The sequence below is a fragment of the Pseudomonas huaxiensis genome, from assembly GCF_003231275.1.
Taxonomy (GTDB): Bacteria; Pseudomonadota; Gammaproteobacteria; order Pseudomonadales; family Pseudomonadaceae; genus Aquipseudomonas; species Aquipseudomonas huaxiensis.
This window is the reverse complement of record NZ_QKVL01000034.1, coordinates 20,229-36,454: the sequence shown is the minus strand read 5'-3', so window position 1 is coordinate 36,454 and position 16,226 is coordinate 20,229. Positions and strand designations below refer to the sequence as shown.

The window sequence follows — 16,226 nt, the reverse complement described above, 5'->3', positions numbered from 1 at the left end:
TCCTAAAACCAATAAAAAAGGACATTCCTGATGCGTGTTCCCTTTTTCCGCACGGCGCTTGCCGCAGCCGTCGGTATGACCGCTTCACTGGCCGTCGTCTCGGTCCAGGCTGCGTCCAGCGATCCCGCGCGCCCCAACATCCTGCTGGTGGTCGCCGATGACATGGGCTACGCCGACCTTGGCAGTTTCGGTAGCGAGATCGAGACGCCAAACCTCGATTCCCTGGCCGCCTCGGGCGTGCAACTGACCAACTTCCAGGCCATGCCGGCCTGTTCGCCGACCCGTGCCGCGCTGCTGACCGGCGCCGACCCGCATCAGGTCGGGCTGGGTAACATGGCCGAAGAGACCGCGCCCAACCAGGAAGGCAAGAAAGGCTACGAGGGTTACCTCAACGACCGCGCGGTGACCATCGCCTCGCTGCTGCGCGACGCGGGCTACGACACCTACCTGACCGGCAAATGGCACCTGGGCAAGACTGAACAGACAGGCCCGGACCAGCGCGGTTTCGAGCATTCCTTCAGCCTGCTCAGCGGCGGCGCCAGCCACTATCCCGACATGAAGCCGGCGTATGCGCCGACACCGGACGCGAAAGCGCCTTACGCCCAGGATGGCAAGCGCCTGGACGCGCTGCCCGCCGACTTCAGCTATTCCAGCCAGTATTACGCCGACCGGATGATCCGCTACATCGCCGCGGACAAAGACAGCGGCCGGCCGTTCTTCGGCATGCTGGCCTTCACCGCGCCGCACTGGCCGCTGCAGGCGCCCGAAGCGGCCATCGCCAAGTACCATGGCCGCTACGACGCCGGCTACGACGCTCTGCTCGAAGCCCGACTGAACAAGCAGAAAGCCCTCGGCCTGGTGCCGCAGGACGCCGAACCTGCCGCCCGCTCGCCGAAAGGCCGCGCCTGGGACAGCCTCAGCCCGGAAGAACGCCAGCGCGAGGCGCGGGCGATGGAGATCTATGCGGCGATGGTCGACCAGATGGACGCCAACACCGGCCGGGTGTTCGACTACCTGCGTCAGAACGGTCTGTACGACAACACCGTGGTGATATTCATCTCCGACAACGGTGCCGAAGGCCATGATCTTGATGAGACCTGGCCGGCGGACCAGTTCCCGGAGATCCGCAAGGTGATCGACGAAACCAACGACTTCAGCTACGCCCATATGGGCAAGCCGGGTTCCTACACCTTCCTTGGCCCGAACTGGTCACGGGTATCCGCGCCGACCCTGAGCCTGTTCAAGGGCTTCCCGACCGAGGGTGGCACGCGCACTGCGGGGATCATCCGCATTCCGGGTGCTGATCCGCAGGGGAAAAAGCTCGATCAACTGGTCAGCGTCAAAGACTTCGCGCCGACCCTGCTGGAGCTGGCGGGGGTGAAGCATCCGGGGCAGCAGTACAAGGGGCGCGAGGTGGTGCCCATGACCGGTACCTCGATCATCCCGCTGCTCAAGGGCGAGAAAGTCGCCGAGCGCACCCAGGGCGGCGAACTGTTCGGCAAGCGCTTCGTGCGCAAGGGCGACTGGAAACTGGTACACATGCCCAAACCGTGGGGCACGGGTGACTGGCAGTTGTTCAACCTGCAGTCGGACATGGCCGAGCGCCATGACCTGAGTGCCAAGGAACCAGGGAAAGTGGCGGAACTGAAAAAGGTCTGGGACCAGTATGCGCAGGAAAACCATGTGATCCTGCCGGACCACGTTAGCGGTTACTGATTTGCTGGGCGCCAATCGCTGGCAAGCCAGCTCCCACCGGATTTGAACACACTACAAATCCTGTGGGAGTCCGGCTTGCCGGCGATAAGGCCATCAGCAGATGGACCACAAAGCCGTCATCAAGACAGAGAACAACGATGCATTTGCGTGCACACCTGCACTGCCTGACCCTGCTACTGATCCTCGCGTCCCCCTTCGGCGCGGCCGCGCCGCGCCCGCCGAGTGAACACCTTTCCGACGGCTACGTCGCCCAAGCGCGCTGCACCGCCTGCCACCAACCCGAGGCCAGCGCCTGGGATAACTCCCATCACAGTTGGTCGCTGCGCGAGGCCAACAGCGCCAACGTGCTCGGCGACTTCAACGACACCACCTTCAGCGACGCCGACGGCAGCCGCATGCGCTTTTTCAAGCGCGGCGAGCGCTTCTTCGTCAACGCCGAGGGCGAAGACGGCAAACCTGCGGATTTCGCCATTGCCTACACCTTCGGCTTCGACCCGCTCCAGCAATACCTGATCGAGCGCCCTGGCGGCCGTTTGCAAAGCCTCACCGTCGCCTGGGACAGCCGGCCCCGGGACAAAGGCGGGCAACGCTGGTTTTCGCTATATCCCGGACAGCGCTTCACCCCGGATGACGCCCTGCACTGGACCGGCCGCTACCAGAACTGGAACGCCATGTGCGCAGACTGCCATTCCGGCAACCTGCGCAAAGGCTACGACTCGGCCAGCGATACCTTCCAGACCACCTGGAGCGAAATGGCGGTGGGTTGCCAGAGCTGCCACGGCCCTGGCCAGCGCCATCTCGACTGGGCTGAACAGCACCAGGACAAGCCATCGCCCGCCATGAGTCCGACGCAAATGGGTCTGACGGTGGACTTTCATAGCGCCGAGCCAGGCTATCTGGTCGAGCAGTGCGCCCGCTGCCACAGCCGGCGTCAGCCGCTGGGCAACGGCAGCCAGCCAGGCAAACCGCTGCTCGACGCCATGCGCCCGGCGGTGCTGTCCGACGGGCTCTACCATGCCGACGGGCAGATCCTCGACGAAGTCTTCGAATATGGCTCCTTCATCCAGAGCAAGATGTTCGCCAAGGGCGTAACTTGCAGCAATTGCCACGAGCCGCATTCCACAACGCTGCGCGCCGAGGGCAACGACCTGTGCAAGGCCTGCCACAACCCGGCTGGCAACCCGCGTTTCCCCACCCTGGTCAAGCAGGACTACGACAGCTCGCAGCACCATCATCACTCACCGGGAACGCCGGGCGCGCAGTGTGTCAGTTGCCATATGCCGACCCGTACTTATATGGGCGTGGACGCGCGTCGCGACCATGCCTTGCGTATTCCGCGCCCCGACCTCGACGGCAAGACCGGTGCCCCGGACGCCTGCACCGCCTGCCACCAGGACAAGCGCCCGGCATGGGCGGCCAGCGCCATCGAAGGATGGTTTGGTCAGCCGAAACGCGAGCCGCACTACGGCGAAACCTTCGCCGCTGCCCGCCGCCACGACCCCAGTGTCATCCCGCAACTGGCGAAGCTGATCGACGACGCCGGCAAACCGGTGATTGTCCGGGCCAGCGCCGTCGAATTGGGCGCGGGTTACGGCGATGTTCTCCAGCACAGCCTGCTCGCGGCGTTGGGCGATGACAGCCCGCAGGTGCGCCTGCAGGCGGCCCGCGCCCTGGAAGGGCAAACGCCGGCGCAGCGCCTGCAATACCTGCTGCCATTGCTACAGGATCCGAGCCTCGCAGTACGCGATCAGGCGGCGAGAGGTCTGGCCGACCAACGCAGTGCCGGCCTCGCGCAACCCGTCGCCGACCGCCTGGACGCGCAACTGAACGACCACCTGGAGCGCCTTCGCGAAAACGCCGACTTGCCGGCTGCGCGCTTGAACCTCGCGGTGTTGCAGGAACGCCTGAACCGTCCCGCCGACGCGATCGACAACTACCGTCAGGCGCTGCAGCAGGATTCGCGCTACGTCCCGGCGCGCACGGGGCTTGCGCGGCTGTTGATGGCTCAAGGACAAGTCGCGGAAACCGAACAACTGCTACGCACCGGCCTGGAACTGCAGCCGCACCAGCCTGAACTGGCCTATTCCCTCGGTCTGGTACTGGGCCAACAAGGCAAGAACGACGAAGCAATCACTTGGCTACAACGCGCCGACGGTCCACGCGCCCAGTTCAATCTGGGTTTGCTGCTGAGCCGGATGGGGCGCGCCGAAGAGGCGAAGGCGGCGTTTTTGAAAGGGCTGGAACAGGACAGGGACAATGCCGACCTGCGCTATGCGCTGGCTTACCTCAGTGCGCGGTCGGGGCGAGCCGACGAGGCATTGGGTTATTGCGACGGTTCGCCGGATCCGCGATGCCAGCGTTTGGTCCAGGCGATCCAGGCACGCGGCCGTTGAGGAGAATTGCTGTGCGCTAAGGCGTTCGGCGGAAGCGGGGCTCGTCCTCCAGCCACTGGTCGGGCCTGTGCAGCCCGATCAGGAATGGTGGAAGCCGGGTAAACGGGCTCAACTCGCCGATGCAGTTGAAATGTCGGGTTCATGCGTCACCGGAAAATTAACCGACCGGGCTATAAAGCACTTCTGATGCGCCAGGTGATGCAGTTCGCGGGCGGTTCCCAGGTCTGAACCGGCGGCAATCACCACCCTCGGCCGCAACACCACCGAGGTGAACTGCCCGGCGCCGCTGTGTTCTTCGACCATCTCGCCTTGTGCGTCGTCCTCGTAGCTGAGCACCACCACGCCGGCTTCGGCGCAGAGCCCCAGGTACCAGAGCTTGTGGCAGGCGGAGAGGGAGGCGACCAGCAGGTCTTCGGGGTTCCAGCGTGCCGGGTCGCCACGGAAGGCCGGGTCGGACGAGCCGTCGATCGGTGCCTTGCCGGCGCTCTGGATCAGGTGGTCGCGGCTGTAGCTGCGGTAGCTGGAGGTCCCCGTGCCCTGGTTGCCGGTCCAGGTGACGTTGACGTCGTAACGGTGTTGTTTGTCTGTCATGGGATCCCTCCTGAATGAACGAGGCCACGAGCCTACGCCGCGCCGCCGTCGGGCGAAACAGGCGTGGGCGCCGGGCCGGGTTGCCGGTGTGCAACAAGCGCCGCCAGTTTGTCTCCTTTTGGGGACATGCCTGCGCCTCGATCACGCTTAGCATGCCGTCCCATAACCACAAGAACACCGGAGACGCATTGACGATGCATAGCCCCTCGACCGAGCCGCGGCGCTCGCTGTATTTCGATTATCAGGTCTATCCCGCTTTCACCGCCGACGTGGCGGCCGGCGCTACCCGACGCGAGGCGGTGGTAGTGGTCGGCGCCGGGCCGATCGGCCTCACCGCCGCCCTGGAGCTTGCCCGCTACGGTATTCCCTCGGTGGTGCTGGAGGCCGAGCAGCAGGTCAGCGAAGGCAGCCGCGCCATCGTGTTTACCCGTCGCTCGATGGAGATCCTGCAACAGGTCGGCGTCGCCGGGCGGGTAACCGAGGCCGGCCTCGGCTGGCGCTTCGGCAACTCGTTCTATCGCAACCAGTTGGTGTTCCGCATGGAAGCGCCGCATGACCCGGACGACCGCTTCCCGCCCATGACCAACCTGCAGCAGCCGTGCCTGGAGCACGCGCTGGTGGAGGCGGCCCAGGCCAATCCGCTGATCGAGCTGCGCTGGGGCAACAAGGTGGTCGGCCTGACCCAGGCGCCGGAACATGCCCGCCTGGAGGTGGACACTCCGGCCGGCGTTTATGCACTGGAGAGCGCCTGGGTGATCGCCGCCGACGGCGCCCGCTCCGGGTTGCGCAGCCTGCTCGGGCTGAAGCTGGAGGGCGCGGCCTATGAAGGCCGTTTCGTGATCGCCGATATCCGCATCAAGCTCGACCTGCCCACCGAGCGCCTGGCCTATTTCGATCCGCCCTGGAACCCCGGCAACACGGTGCTGATGCACCGCGAACCAGGTGATATCTGGCGCATCGACTATCAATTGCCCGCCGATGAAACGCCGGAACAGGCGCTGTCTGCGGCGTCCTTGCGTGAGCGCATCGACGCTCAACTTGCCTTGATGGGCGTTACAGATCGCACCTGGGAACTGGACTGGTGCTCGGTGTATTCCGCCCGCGCCCTGACCCTGCCGGACTACTTGGCCCAGCGGGTGATTTTCACTGGCGATGCCGCGCACCTGCTGCCGATCTTCGGCGTGCGCGGGGCCAACACCGGATTCCAGGATGTCAACGACCTCTGCTGGAAGCTGGCGTTGCAGATAAAGGGCCCGGCCGGGCCGCGGCTGTTGCAGTCCTACAGTCACGAACGGGTGGCGGCGGCCCGGGAGATCATCGAGGAAGCGGGCAAGAGCACGCGCTTCATGACCCCGCCCAGCACCGGCCAGCGTTTGCTGCGCGACGCGGTGCTGTCGTTGTCGCTGACCCAGGACTTCGTGCGGCCGCTGTTTCACTGGCGCACCTCGCGGCCCCATGACTACGCCGATTCGCCGCTCAATTGCGCGAATGCCGACGACAGCCTGTTCCAGCAGGGCCCGCGGGCCGGCGCGCCGCTGCTGAACGTGCGTCTGGACGACGACGATTACCTGTTCGATCACCTGGGGGCGGCGTTTCACTTGCTGTACTTCACCGATGACGGGTCGATACCGCTGGAGATCCAGGCCCGGGCTGCGGCGTTGCAGGGGCAGGGCGTTCCGCTGCGGCTGATTGCGGTGGGCAGTGCGCGCCCGGTCGAGGGTGCCGATCTGACCCTGGCCGACCACGACGGTCATCTGCGACGCAAATACGCTGCGCAGGCCGGCAGCGCTTACCTGGCCCGACCGGACCAGCATGTCTGCGCCCGCTGGCAATCACTGGGCGCTGACGCCCTGACCGCCGCCCTCCACGCTGCATTGGGAAACAACTGAGGACAACCGCCATGGCACACCTGACCACCTTTGAGCTGGAAACCCTCTATGACCGCCTGGCCGACAGCCTGGACCAGGCACCTGACGGCAAACGCGAGCTGCTGTTGGTCAAGCTTGCCTTGCTGGCCGCCGAGGCCCTGGGCGATGTCGAGCGCTTCAGCGAACTGACGGTGATCGCCGGCCGTGACCTGTAGCTCGCAGGGGGCTGGAAGGGCGTCCAGCTTGCCCGATCAGCCTGATAGACTCGCGCTCTTCGAACCCCAGAGAGGGACACGTCATGCAGTTCTGGCCATTGCGTACCGTGCCGCCGCCGCAGCGCCTGAATATCGGCCTGGCCGCCAGGCTACTCGCCCGCGTGGGGCACGACCATCGCCGGCAGTTGGCGGGCGACCTGTTGCAGTTGATCGGCAACGGTATTCCGTTGGCCCAGTGCACGGTGTTCGCCTATGCGCCGCGCAGCAATCCACAGGTGTTTACCTTCGCGGACCGGGCCCGGGAAGTGTCGCTGCCGAAGATTTCCTCAAACTATGCCGAGCGCTTCTATAACCAGGACGGCAACCGGCAGGCCATGAGCGGCAGCGGCGGCGAGCGGATCGTGGTGCAGCGCCAGCACATTGATGACATCGGCCATGCCGAATACCGGCGTATCTGCTACGAGCAGCCGAAGATCGCCGAGCGTCTGGCGCTGCTGACCCGCTGCGACAATGAGCGCTGGCTGTCGGTGAATTTCTACCGGGGGCGGGAACATGGCTGCTTCGGCAATCAGGAACTCGACTGCCTGGAAGCCTGGGCGCCGCTGTTGATGCAGATCGTGCGCATGCATTACCTGGCCTGGCGGCAGGTCGACGAACTGCCGCGGGTATTGGCCGAACGCCTGTCGACCCTGTACCCGGAACTGACCCCGCGTGACCTGGAGCTGCTGCGCTTGCTGCTGACCGGCATCGACAACGACGACATCTCCCAGTGCCTGGGCGTGCGGCCGTCCAGCGCGGCGACCTATATCAAGCGGCTGTACCGCAAGCTCGGCACCGGGAGTTTGCGTGAATTGATCGGCCTGGTAACCCAGGGCTACCGGAACTGATCGCCCATCTGTACCTAGCGGGTATGACGCCATGAGCAATGGTTGATGGCGCGGGAGCTGTCCCGCGCCGGCTGAAGAAATATTGGCGATCCCGGAGACGGATTACTGCCAGCCGTAGCGCCGGGTGAACCAGCCTTTCATCGCCTGCACCACGCTGACATACCCCAGCAGAATCACCAGCAGGAACGGGAAGTAGCTCCACGGCAGCGCCTGCAGTTTGAAGTAGCTGGCCAGCGGCGACATCGGCAGCAGCAAGCCGACACCGACAATCACCAGGGTCATCACCAGCAACGGCCAGCCCGCGCGGCTGTGCACGAACGGCAGCTTGCGGGTGCGGATCAAGTGCACCACCAGCGTTTGCGAGAGCAGCCCTTCGACGAACCAGCCGGACTGGAACAGGGTCTGGTGCTCTGGCGTGTTCGCGGCGAACACGAACCACATCAACCCATAGGTGAGGATGTCGAAGATCGAGCTGAGCGGCCCGAAGAACAGCATGAACCGCCCGATGTCCTCGGCCTGCCAGCGTTGTGGCCGGGTCAGTTGTTCGGCATCGACGTTGTCGAAGGGGATCGCGGTCTGCGACAGGTCGTAAAGCAGGTTCTGCACCAGCAGGTGCAGCGGCAGCATCGGCAGGAAGGGCAGGAACGCGCTGGCCACCAGTACGCTGAAGACGTTGCCGAAGTTGGAACTGGCGGTCATCTTGATGTACTTGAGCATGTTGGCGAAGGTCTTGCGGCCTTCGACCACGCCTTCTTCAAGGACCATCAGGCTTTTTTCCAGGAGGATGATGTCTGCGGCCTCCTTGGCGATGTCCACCGCCGAATCCACCGAAATGCCGACGTCCGCCGCGCGCAGCGCCGGGGCGTCGTTGATGCCGTCGCCCATGAAACCGACCACATGACCGCGCTGGCGCAGCAGGCGGACGATGCGTTCCTTGTGCGCCGGGGTGAGGCGGGCGAACAGGTTGCCTGCGGCGGCACGGTCGCTGAGCTGGCGGTCGTTGAGGGCATCGATCTCGCTGCCCAGCAGCAGGCCGACGACCGGCAGGCCGACTTCACGGCAGACGCGCTGGCTGACGCGCTCGTTGTCACCGGTCAGCACTTTCACCGCCACGCCCTGTTCGGCCAGGACCCGCAGCGCGGCGGCGGTGGTTTCCTTGGGCGGATCGAGGAAGGCGATGTAGCCGGTGAGCAGCAGATCGCTTTCGTCAGCCACCCGGTACTGCTCACGTCCACCCGGCAGTTGTTTGACCGCCACCGCGACCACCCGCAGGCCTTCGTCATTGAGCAGGGCAGTGTGTTCACGGATGCGCGCCAGCAGTTGCGCGTCCAGCGGCAGTTCCTCGTCGCCCAGGCGGACCCGCGTGCACACCGCCAGCATTTCCTCCAGCGCGCCCTTGCACACCAGGCGATGCCCATTGCCATCCTGCTCGACCACCACCGACATGCGTCGGCGCTGGAAGTCGAAAGGGATCTCGTCGACTTTGCTGAAGGCGCTGCCCAGGCGTTCTTGCCGCTGCGGACCGGTATGTTCCAGCACGGCGACGTCCAGCAGGTTTTTCAGCCCGGTCTGGTGATGGCTGTTCAGCCAGGCATCGTCCAGCACCGCCTCGCAGGGCACGCCGAGCACATCGGTGTGGCGCTCCAGAACGATGCGGTCCTGGGTCAGGGTGCCGGTTTTGTCGGTGCACAGCACATCCATGGCGCCGAAGTTCTGGATCGCGTCCAGGCGCTTGACGATGACTTTCTTGCGCGAAAGCGCCACGGCGCCCTTGGCCAGGGTCGAGGTGACGATCATCGGCAGCATTTCCGGGGTCAGGCCAACCGCGATGGACAGCGCGAACAGCGACGCCTCCAGCCAGTCGCCCTTGGTGAAACCGTTGATCAGCAGCACCAGTGGGGTCATCACCAGCATGAAGCGGATCAGCAACCAACTGACCTTGTTGACCCCCTGCTGGAAGGCGGTGGGTTCGCGGTCGCTGCTCAGCACCCGTTCGGCGAGGTTGCCGAAATAGGTGTGTTGGCCGGTGCCGACCACCAGGGCGCGGGCGCTGCCGCTGACCACGTTGGTCCCCATGAAGCACAGGTTGTCGCATTCCAGCGGGCTGCCGACGGCGCGCCGGGCATGGGCGAATTTCTCGACCGGCAGTGATTCGCCGGTGATCGCCGCCTGGCTGATGAACAGGTCCTTGGCTTCCAGCACGCGCAGGTCGGCGGGGATCATGTCGCCCGCCGACAGCAGTACCAGATCACCGGGGACCAGATCGCGAAACGGCACTTCCACCGCACCGCGCCGATCGACAGCCGGGTCGCCGCTGCGCAGCACGCTGGCGGTGTTGCTGACCAACGCCTTGAGACGCTCGGCGGCGCGGTTGGAGCGGGCTTCCTGGAAAAAGCGCAGCAGCGTGGAGACCAGCACCATGCTGCCGATCACCAGTGCGGCGGTGAGGTCTTCGGTGATCCAGGACACCAGGGCCAGCAGGCTGAGCAGCAGGTTGAACGGGTTGCGGTAGCACCACCACAGGTGCAGCAATGGCGAGACCGGTTTTTCCTGGTCGACCACGTTGGCCCCGACCCGGTCGCGCACGGTTTCGGCGCGGGTCGCGTCGAGACCTTCGGGCCCGGTGCCGAAGCGCTGGTAGAGGGCGGCGGACTCAAGGCCGGCGACGGTGGACAATTGCCGAATGAATTCAACCGGCAGGTTGCCGCGGGCGCTGCCATTGCGCAGCAGTTCCAGCATCGCCTGGCGGCGGAAATGCCGGCTCAGGCCGTGGTCGAAGAACGCCAGCATGCGCCGGCCGAAACGTTTGAACAGCATGATGCACTCCTGAGCGGCCGCCAGAACGCGACCACCGGATGGTGTTGTGCAGCGCAGCAATTGCCGCCGCTGCCGGTCAGGCCGGGCAGCGGCGCGAGAAAACGCATCAGCCGCCGTCCGGCCCGGGTCTGGGTGACACGGGACTGGGGTCTGGATTCATGACTGGGCTCCGTAAGCTCCTGTTTGGGGTGGATGAGTTTGGGGTGGAGGGGGTGGCCGGATCACTCGCCGGCCAGGTCGAACACTTGCCAGCGCACCGAGCTGACGCCTTTTTCCAGGCTGATGCGGCTGACCAGACGTTCCAGCTGGCTGGTGGCGCCGTGATTGCCGAGCAGCTCGGCGCGCACTTCCAGCTTGGCCGGGTTGGCCTGGTCTTCGCTGTGCAGCGATTGCAGGCGCAGAGCAACGCCGTCGAGGCTGTGCAGCATCAGGCTGCGCACCTGGATTTCGTCCTCGGCGCGGCAGACGATTTCCACGCCGTAGCGCTGTTCGACTTCACTGGCGGGGACCACGTCCTGCTGGTTCAGGCGCTGGGCGATGTCGCGCAGCAGGATGTTGGCGCAGAGCACCACCAGGCAGCCGATCACCGCCTCAAGTAGCAGGCCCATGCTGCACAGCACGCCGATGGCGGCGGTGCACCAGAGGGTGGCGGCGGTGTTCAGGCCGCGGACGTTCAGACCGTCGCGCATGATCACGCCGCCACCGAGAAAGCCGATGCCGGAGACCACATAGGCGGCAATGCGCGAAGCGTCGCCGCCCAGGCCGGGTACGGCCTGGGTCATCAGCACGAACAGGCAGGCGCCGGTGCTGACCAGTGCGTTGGTGCGCAGGCCGGTGAGGCGCTGGCGCAGTTGACGTTCGGCGCCGATCAGGGCACCGAGGATGAGCGCTGCGGCGGCGCGCAGCAGAAAGACTTTCCAATCCATGATTCACCTCGTTTTTCCGGCCGCAGCCGGCGGGTGCGCCAGACGAAACTGGCACGCTATTCGGGGTTATGGATTGCGCGGTCGCAGGGTTCCCAACGCCGCGCGTAACAGCCGCGCCGCGGAGGAAAACTGCAAGGGGAAATGGGGAGGCGTCATCCCGTCAGGGATGCGAATCGCCACTGTCCGCTGTAATCAGCGAGACAGTGGCAGGGGAGTGCTGCCGGACGTGCTCGCTGTTCAGACCTGTCGCAATCGACTGGGGCTACTGTCCAAGGCAGGACTCCTGTGTGGGAAGAAAACGGAGCGGAAAGTACGCCCTCCGATGTGCTCAGTCAAGGCCCGGTTGTGCCGGGCGTCAAGGCAGTTCGCGGCTCGTTCAGCGAAGCGACAGAAAACCTTATCGCTGCTGTTGCGGCGGCTCGGGTTCGTGGGCTGGCGCCGCGTACCAGTTCTCTTTTGGCACCCGTTTTTCGTGGTTCGGATCGCTCATGTAGTGAGGCGACATCATCTGCACGCCGTACTCGTTGAACACATCCTGGATATTGGCGTGCAGCACGCTCAGCAACTCCGCCCGCGGTCGCGGCTCACTGGGCACGGCCTGGGCCACCAGACGGTATTCCGGGTAGAAATCCGAGAGGGCGATCTGGAACACCTGCGGACGCGGGCTGTCCAGCACACCGGGCGTGCGCCGCGCTGCTTCCAGCAGGATCGCCTCGACCTGCCGCCAGGGCGTGTCGTAGCCGATGGTGACGGTGGCGTCGACCACATAACCTGCGCCCTGGACCACCCGCGAGTAGTTCTTGGTCACCGCGCCGGTGATCATCGAGTTGGGGATGGTCAGCACTTCGCCGAGCCCGGTGCGGATGCTGGTGGTGAACATGCCCAACTCGGTGACCGTGCCCTCGTGCTCGCCGATGCGCACGAACTCGCCGGGGCGCAGGGTGCGGGTGTAGGTCAGGATCAGCCCGGCTGCGGCCTGGCCGACCACGCTGGTGGCGCCGAGGGAAATCATCAGGCCGATCAGTACCGACAGGCCCTTGAACGCCTCGGTGCCGGAGCCGGGCAGATAGGGATAGGCCATGGCCAGGGCGAACAACCAGATCGCCAGCGAGGTGAGGCGGGTGGTGGGCGGCAGGGTTTCGTCGTTGAGCCAGTTGATAGTGCCGGGCCGTGCCAGGCGCGCCAGCAGGCGTTTGCTGAAGGCGCTGATGCCGCGGGCGATGAAGAAAATCAGCAGCGCAATCACCAGTCCCGGAATGGCGCTGGCGATAGCCTCCAGCAGATACCCCGCCAGGTTCAGCAGGTACTGGTTGAGGCTTTCGCCCCAGGGCCGGGTGTAGGGGAAGCGCTGCAGCACGAAGCTCAGCCACTCGTACCCGACCAGCAGCGCCAGCAGCCAGTACACCAGATCGACCAGCCGGCGCGAGGCCATCAGCAGGTTGCTGGTGTCGAGCAACTGGGTCTGGCCGATGCGTAACACGCCGGTGTGTTTACGCACGCTGATGGGCAGCCAGCCCAGCAGCCGCGCACGGCCCCAGCCAAACAGGCGCAGCAGGCCAAGGAACAACAGGGTCGCGGCGCTCGCGTAGCCGCCGGCCTTGAGCATGAATTGCAGGTTGCGCGCTTCGTGGTTTTCCGCGAGCACCTGGCGCAGCCTCGCGGCGGCGCCGTCGGCCAGGTCCGCCACCGAGCCGTCGCTGTCGACAAGGTCGTCGGGGGTGACGATAAAGGCCCGGCGCTGGCCCATCAGCACCAGGTACTGGTCCTTGATGTTGTCGAGATGGACGCGCGGGTCTTCCTGGCTTTCCATGACCTGGCGAATCACGTTTTCGGCGCGCTGGGCGCGGATCTCCGGGGTCTCGCCGAGCAGATCGGCCTGGAAAGTGATGATGGTGCGGTTGGCGATCTTCAGTGCTGCCGGTTCCGTCTGCGCCAGCGATTTATCATCGGCTGCGCCTGCCGGCATCATCAGTGCCCAGAGCAGCGCCATGATCGCCAGCCCAATCCCTTTAACCATCGTTCTCGACTCCTGCGCTGGTGAATAGCACCAGACTAGTGTCGGTCGTGCGGGTTGTCTCCTTCTCAGCACCTGGCTTTGCGCAATTGCGAATTACGGCTGCCGATACACCTCCTTCCCACCAAACCAGGTCTGCACCACCTGCGTCTCGGCCAGCGCCTGTTCGCCGACGGTGAACACATCCCGGTCCAGCACCACGAAATCCGCCTGCTTGCCTTTGACCAGCGAGCCGATCCGGTCTTCCAGGCGGATGGTTTTCGCGGCGTTCAAGGTGTAGGCGTAGAACATCACCTCGCGCGAGATGGTTTGGTCGGGGTTGAGTACGCCTTTGCTGCCGCGCCGGGTGGTTGCCTGGGCAATGGCCATCCACGGGTTGGCGGGCGATACCGGCCAGTCGCTGGCCCCGGCGATGGTGGCACCGGCCTTGAGCAGCGAGCGGGCCGGGTACTGGAAGCGGAAGGCGAAGGCGCTGACGTAAGGTTTGACCATGTCGATGGCGTAGTCGTCGCCAATGGCCCAGAGCAGTTGCATCGAGGCAATCACGTTGAGCGGTTTGAAACGGGTGAACTCTTTCGGGTTGACCAGTTGCAGGTGGGTGATCGAGTGCGGTATCCCACTGTCGCCGGCTGCGCGGGCCTGTTCGAAGGCGTTGAGTGATTCGCGCACGGCGCGGTCACCGACGGCGTGGATATGCACCAGCCAGCCGCGTTTGTCCGCAGCGCTGACCAATTCGCCGAAGTGCTCGGGATCGAACAGCAGTTCGCCCTGTTTGTGGCTGTTGCTGTACGGCGAAATCACCGCGGCGCTCTGCGCGGGGAATTCCAGCACGCCGTCGGCGAAGATCTTGATGCCCGGCAGGGTGAGGTTGGGCACGCCTTCGAACTGTTGGCGAACCTTTTCCAGCACGTCCAGGTCGGCAGGGCGGCTTTTCGGATTGGCCACCAGCAAGGCGGCGACGTGGGCGCTCAACTGGCCCTTGAGGCCCAGCGCCTTGTAGCCCGGCAGCACGCCAACGGTGGTTTCCGTGGGCTTGATGGCGAACACCGCCTGGCCGGGCGAGGCGTTGGCCGCCGGGTCCATCCAGCCGGTGATACCGAGGCTGTTGTTGTAACGGACTGCGGCTTCGGCGCCCTTGAGCAGCGTGGCGTCGTCGAGTGGCGGCAGCACGGCCGACACCCGGTCCCAGCCGGCGTCTACCAGAAAACCGCTGGGCTCGCCGTTCGCGAGCACGCCGATGGTGTCGCGCTCGGCCGCGTCGAGGCTGGCCAGGAGCTTCTTGTCGATGCCGGCGACGGCGAGCATCCGGGCGTTGACCCAGGCGGTATGGTGGTCGCTGCCCATCAGGATGATCGGGGTCGTGGCCCATTCGCCCTGGTTGAAGATCCGCCCCAGCGCTTCGGCCTGGGCCCAGTAGCCTGAGTTCATGCCCTGCACTTGCAGGGTGTCGGCGCCCAGGCGGGCCTGGCCGTTGTCGCGCCATTGGCGCAGGCGCTGTTCCAGTTCCGGGAGGGCGATGACCTCATCCTGCAGGTTCGCCGCCGACAGCGAGAGGCCGCCGAAAATGGCGTGGGAGTGGGTGTCGATCAGGCCTGGCATGACCCGTTTGCCGGCGAGGTCGAGCACCTGGGTGTTGGCATCGGCCAAGGCGCGGATCTGCTGGTTGCTGCCGGTGGCGATGACCTTGTCGCCTTCGACCGCCATGGCCTGGACCTGGGGCAGGTGGTGGTCGGCGGTGAAGATCCGGCCGTTGATCAGAATGAGGTCGGCTGCGGCTTGGGCATGGCCGGTGAACTGCGCCAGTAGCAGGGCGCAGAGGGTGGTGGAAAATCGTTTCATTGGTTTGCTCGGTGTCGGTGTGAAAAAGGGGAGCCTTTCGCGAGCAAGCTCGCTCCTACAGGACCGCACTACCGTAGGAGCGAGCTTGCTCGCGATGCTCAGTCCTCGATCCTGAAGCGGTTCAAGGTGAGTTTCAGATCACTGGAACCCGCATGCAGACGGTCGCTCAGGTCGCGGGTGCGCTGGGCGAACTCGGCTGCTTGCTTAGCCTGTTCGGCAGCGCTGGACAGGTTGCGGTTGATATCTTCGACGGCCAGCGACTGTTGCAATGTCGCCTCGGCCACGCTGCTGCCCTGCAGGGCGATGGCCCGCAATGACTCGACGATGGCGCGCAAGCGCTCGCCGGCCAGGCTGGCCTGGGTGACGGTGTGCCCGGACAGGGTGCGGGTCTGGCTGATCATCGCCACGGCGTTGCCGCTGCTGACGCTCAGTTCGCCGATCATGCCCTGGATTTCCGTGGTGGCGTCCTGGGTGCGCTGCGCCAACAGGCGCACTTCATCGGCGACCACGGCGAAGCCGCGACCCTGTTCACCCGCCCGTGCCGCCTCGATGGCGGCATTGAGGGCGAGCAGGTTGGTCTGCTCGGCAATCGCCCGGACGATGGCCAGCACCGAGCTGATCCGCTCGCTCTGTTGCGCCACCGCGTTGATGGTCTCGACACCACTGTTGATCAGCGTCGAGAGTCCGTCGATTTCCCGCAGGGTCAGTTCAACATTCTTCAGCCCGTCCAGCGCCTGGGACTCGGCCGCAGACGCCTCTTTCGCCGAAGCCTGTGCGTGGTTGGCGACGTCCTGGATGCTGTAGGTCACTTCATTCAGCGCAGTGGCGATCAACGTCACTTGTTGCGCCTGCAGCGCGCTTTGTTGCCGGGCCGATGTCGCGTTGTCGTGGATGGTTTGCGCCGCTTCGTCGGTCGCCGTCGCGGCCACGCGCATGTCGCCGATGATGCCGCGCAGGGTC

General features: G+C 65.2%; 11 protein-coding genes. 5 read left to right on the top strand and 6 right to left on the bottom strand.

The genetic code is table 11. The features are described from left to right. The first annotated feature begins 30 nt into the window (after nucleotides 1–30). On the top strand, nucleotides 31–1,716 hold the full coding sequence (locus tag DM374_RS25500) for an arylsulfatase (RefSeq protein WP_110972368.1): 1,686 nt from the start codon (nucleotides 31–33) through the stop codon (nucleotides 1,714–1,716). A 137-nt stretch (nucleotides 1,717–1,853) separates the two neighbouring features. Further along, nucleotides 1,854–4,109 carry a tetratricopeptide repeat protein gene (locus DM374_RS25495; RefSeq protein WP_110972367.1) on the top strand — a complete coding sequence of 752 codons (2,256 nt, stop codon included), beginning with the start codon at nucleotides 1,854–1,856 and terminating at the stop codon, nucleotides 4,107–4,109. A 108-nt stretch (nucleotides 4,110–4,217) separates the two neighbouring features. Here DM374_RS25495 and DM374_RS25490 read toward each other — a convergent pair whose 3' ends face one another. Further along, complete coding sequence (locus tag DM374_RS25490) at nucleotides 4,218–4,700, bottom strand: OsmC family protein (RefSeq protein WP_110972366.1); 483 nt, start codon at nucleotides 4,698–4,700, stop codon at nucleotides 4,218–4,220. A 194-nt stretch (nucleotides 4,701–4,894) separates the two neighbouring features. Here DM374_RS25490 and DM374_RS25485 point away from each other — a divergent pair, with 194 nt between their 5' ends. The 3 genes from DM374_RS25485 to DM374_RS25475 all read left to right on the top strand — a co-directional run bounded on the left by DM374_RS25485 (nucleotide 4,895) and on the right by DM374_RS25475 (nucleotide 7,670). Continuing rightward, a complete protein-coding gene (locus DM374_RS25485) occupies nucleotides 4,895–6,589 on the top strand; it encodes an FAD-dependent monooxygenase (protein WP_110972365.1) in 1,695 nt (564 codons plus the stop codon). Nucleotides 6,590–6,600: 11 nt separating this feature from the next. Further along, nucleotides 6,601–6,783 (top strand): DUF2783 domain-containing protein, encoded by a 183-nt coding sequence (locus DM374_RS25480; protein WP_110972364.1) that lies wholly within the window; start codon nucleotides 6,601–6,603, stop codon nucleotides 6,781–6,783. An 83-nt stretch (nucleotides 6,784–6,866) separates the two neighbouring features. Next, entirely contained in the window at nucleotides 6,867–7,670 is an 804-nt protein-coding gene (locus tag DM374_RS25475) for a helix-turn-helix transcriptional regulator (protein WP_110972363.1), read from the top strand. A 102-nt stretch (nucleotides 7,671–7,772) separates the two neighbouring features. Here DM374_RS25475 and mgtA read toward each other — a convergent pair whose 3' ends face one another. The 5 genes from mgtA to DM374_RS34515 form a co-directional block, all read right to left on the bottom strand. Continuing rightward, nucleotides 7,773–10,487, bottom strand: coding sequence for a magnesium-translocating P-type ATPase (gene mgtA, locus DM374_RS25470; RefSeq protein WP_110972362.1), 2,715 nt, complete (start codon nucleotides 10,485–10,487; stop codon nucleotides 7,773–7,775). Nucleotides 10,488–10,708: 221 nt separating this feature from the next. Then, nucleotides 10,709–11,413 carry an MgtC/SapB family protein gene (locus tag DM374_RS25465; protein ID WP_110972361.1) on the bottom strand — a complete coding sequence of 235 codons (705 nt, stop codon included), beginning with the start codon at nucleotides 11,411–11,413 and terminating at the stop codon, nucleotides 10,709–10,711. 397 nt (nucleotides 11,414–11,810) lie between these two features. Continuing rightward, complete coding sequence (locus DM374_RS25460; protein WP_110972360.1) at nucleotides 11,811–13,430, bottom strand: mechanosensitive ion channel family protein; 1,620 nt, start codon at nucleotides 13,428–13,430, stop codon at nucleotides 11,811–11,813. Between the two features lie 93 nt (nucleotides 13,431–13,523). Continuing rightward, a complete protein-coding gene (locus tag DM374_RS25455) occupies nucleotides 13,524–15,266 on the bottom strand; it encodes an amidohydrolase (protein ID WP_110972359.1) in 1,743 nt (580 codons plus the stop codon). Between the two features lie 98 nt (nucleotides 15,267–15,364). Then, entirely contained in the window at nucleotides 15,365–16,201 is an 837-nt protein-coding gene (locus DM374_RS34515) for a methyl-accepting chemotaxis protein (RefSeq protein ID WP_404821380.1), read from the bottom strand. Nucleotides 16,202–16,226: the final 25 nt, after the last annotated feature.

What these genes read in the sequence shown, in the direction of transcription:
- DM374_RS25500 (WP_110972368.1), top strand. Translation starts at nt 31, where the DNA reads ATGCGTGTTCCCTTTTTCCGCACGGCGCTTGCCGCAGCCGTCGGTATG.
- DM374_RS25495 (WP_110972367.1), top strand. Translation starts at nt 1,854, where the DNA reads ATGCATTTGCGTGCACACCTGCACTGCCTGACCCTGCTACTGATCCTC.
- DM374_RS25490 (WP_110972366.1), bottom strand. Translation starts at nt 4,700, where the DNA reads ATGACAGACAAACAACACCGTTACGACGTCAACGTCACCTGGACCGGC.
- DM374_RS25485 (WP_110972365.1), top strand. Translation starts at nt 4,895, where the DNA reads ATGCATAGCCCCTCGACCGAGCCGCGGCGCTCGCTGTATTTCGATTAT.
- DM374_RS25480 (WP_110972364.1), top strand. Translation starts at nt 6,601, where the DNA reads ATGGCACACCTGACCACCTTTGAGCTGGAAACCCTCTATGACCGCCTG.
- DM374_RS25475 (WP_110972363.1), top strand. Translation starts at nt 6,867, where the DNA reads ATGCAGTTCTGGCCATTGCGTACCGTGCCGCCGCCGCAGCGCCTGAAT.
- mgtA (WP_110972362.1), bottom strand. Translation starts at nt 10,487, where the DNA reads ATGCTGTTCAAACGTTTCGGCCGGCGCATGCTGGCGTTCTTCGACCAC.
- DM374_RS25465 (WP_110972361.1), bottom strand. Translation starts at nt 11,413, where the DNA reads ATGGATTGGAAAGTCTTTCTGCTGCGCGCCGCCGCAGCGCTCATCCTC.
- DM374_RS25460 (WP_110972360.1), bottom strand. Translation starts at nt 13,430, where the DNA reads ATGGTTAAAGGGATTGGGCTGGCGATCATGGCGCTGCTCTGGGCACTG.
- DM374_RS25455 (WP_110972359.1), bottom strand. Translation starts at nt 15,266, where the DNA reads ATGAAACGATTTTCCACCACCCTCTGCGCCCTGCTACTGGCGCAGTTC.
- DM374_RS34515 (WP_404821380.1), bottom strand. Translation starts at nt 16,201, where the DNA reads ATGCGCGTGGCCGCGACGGCGACCGACGAAGCGGCGCAAACCATCCAC.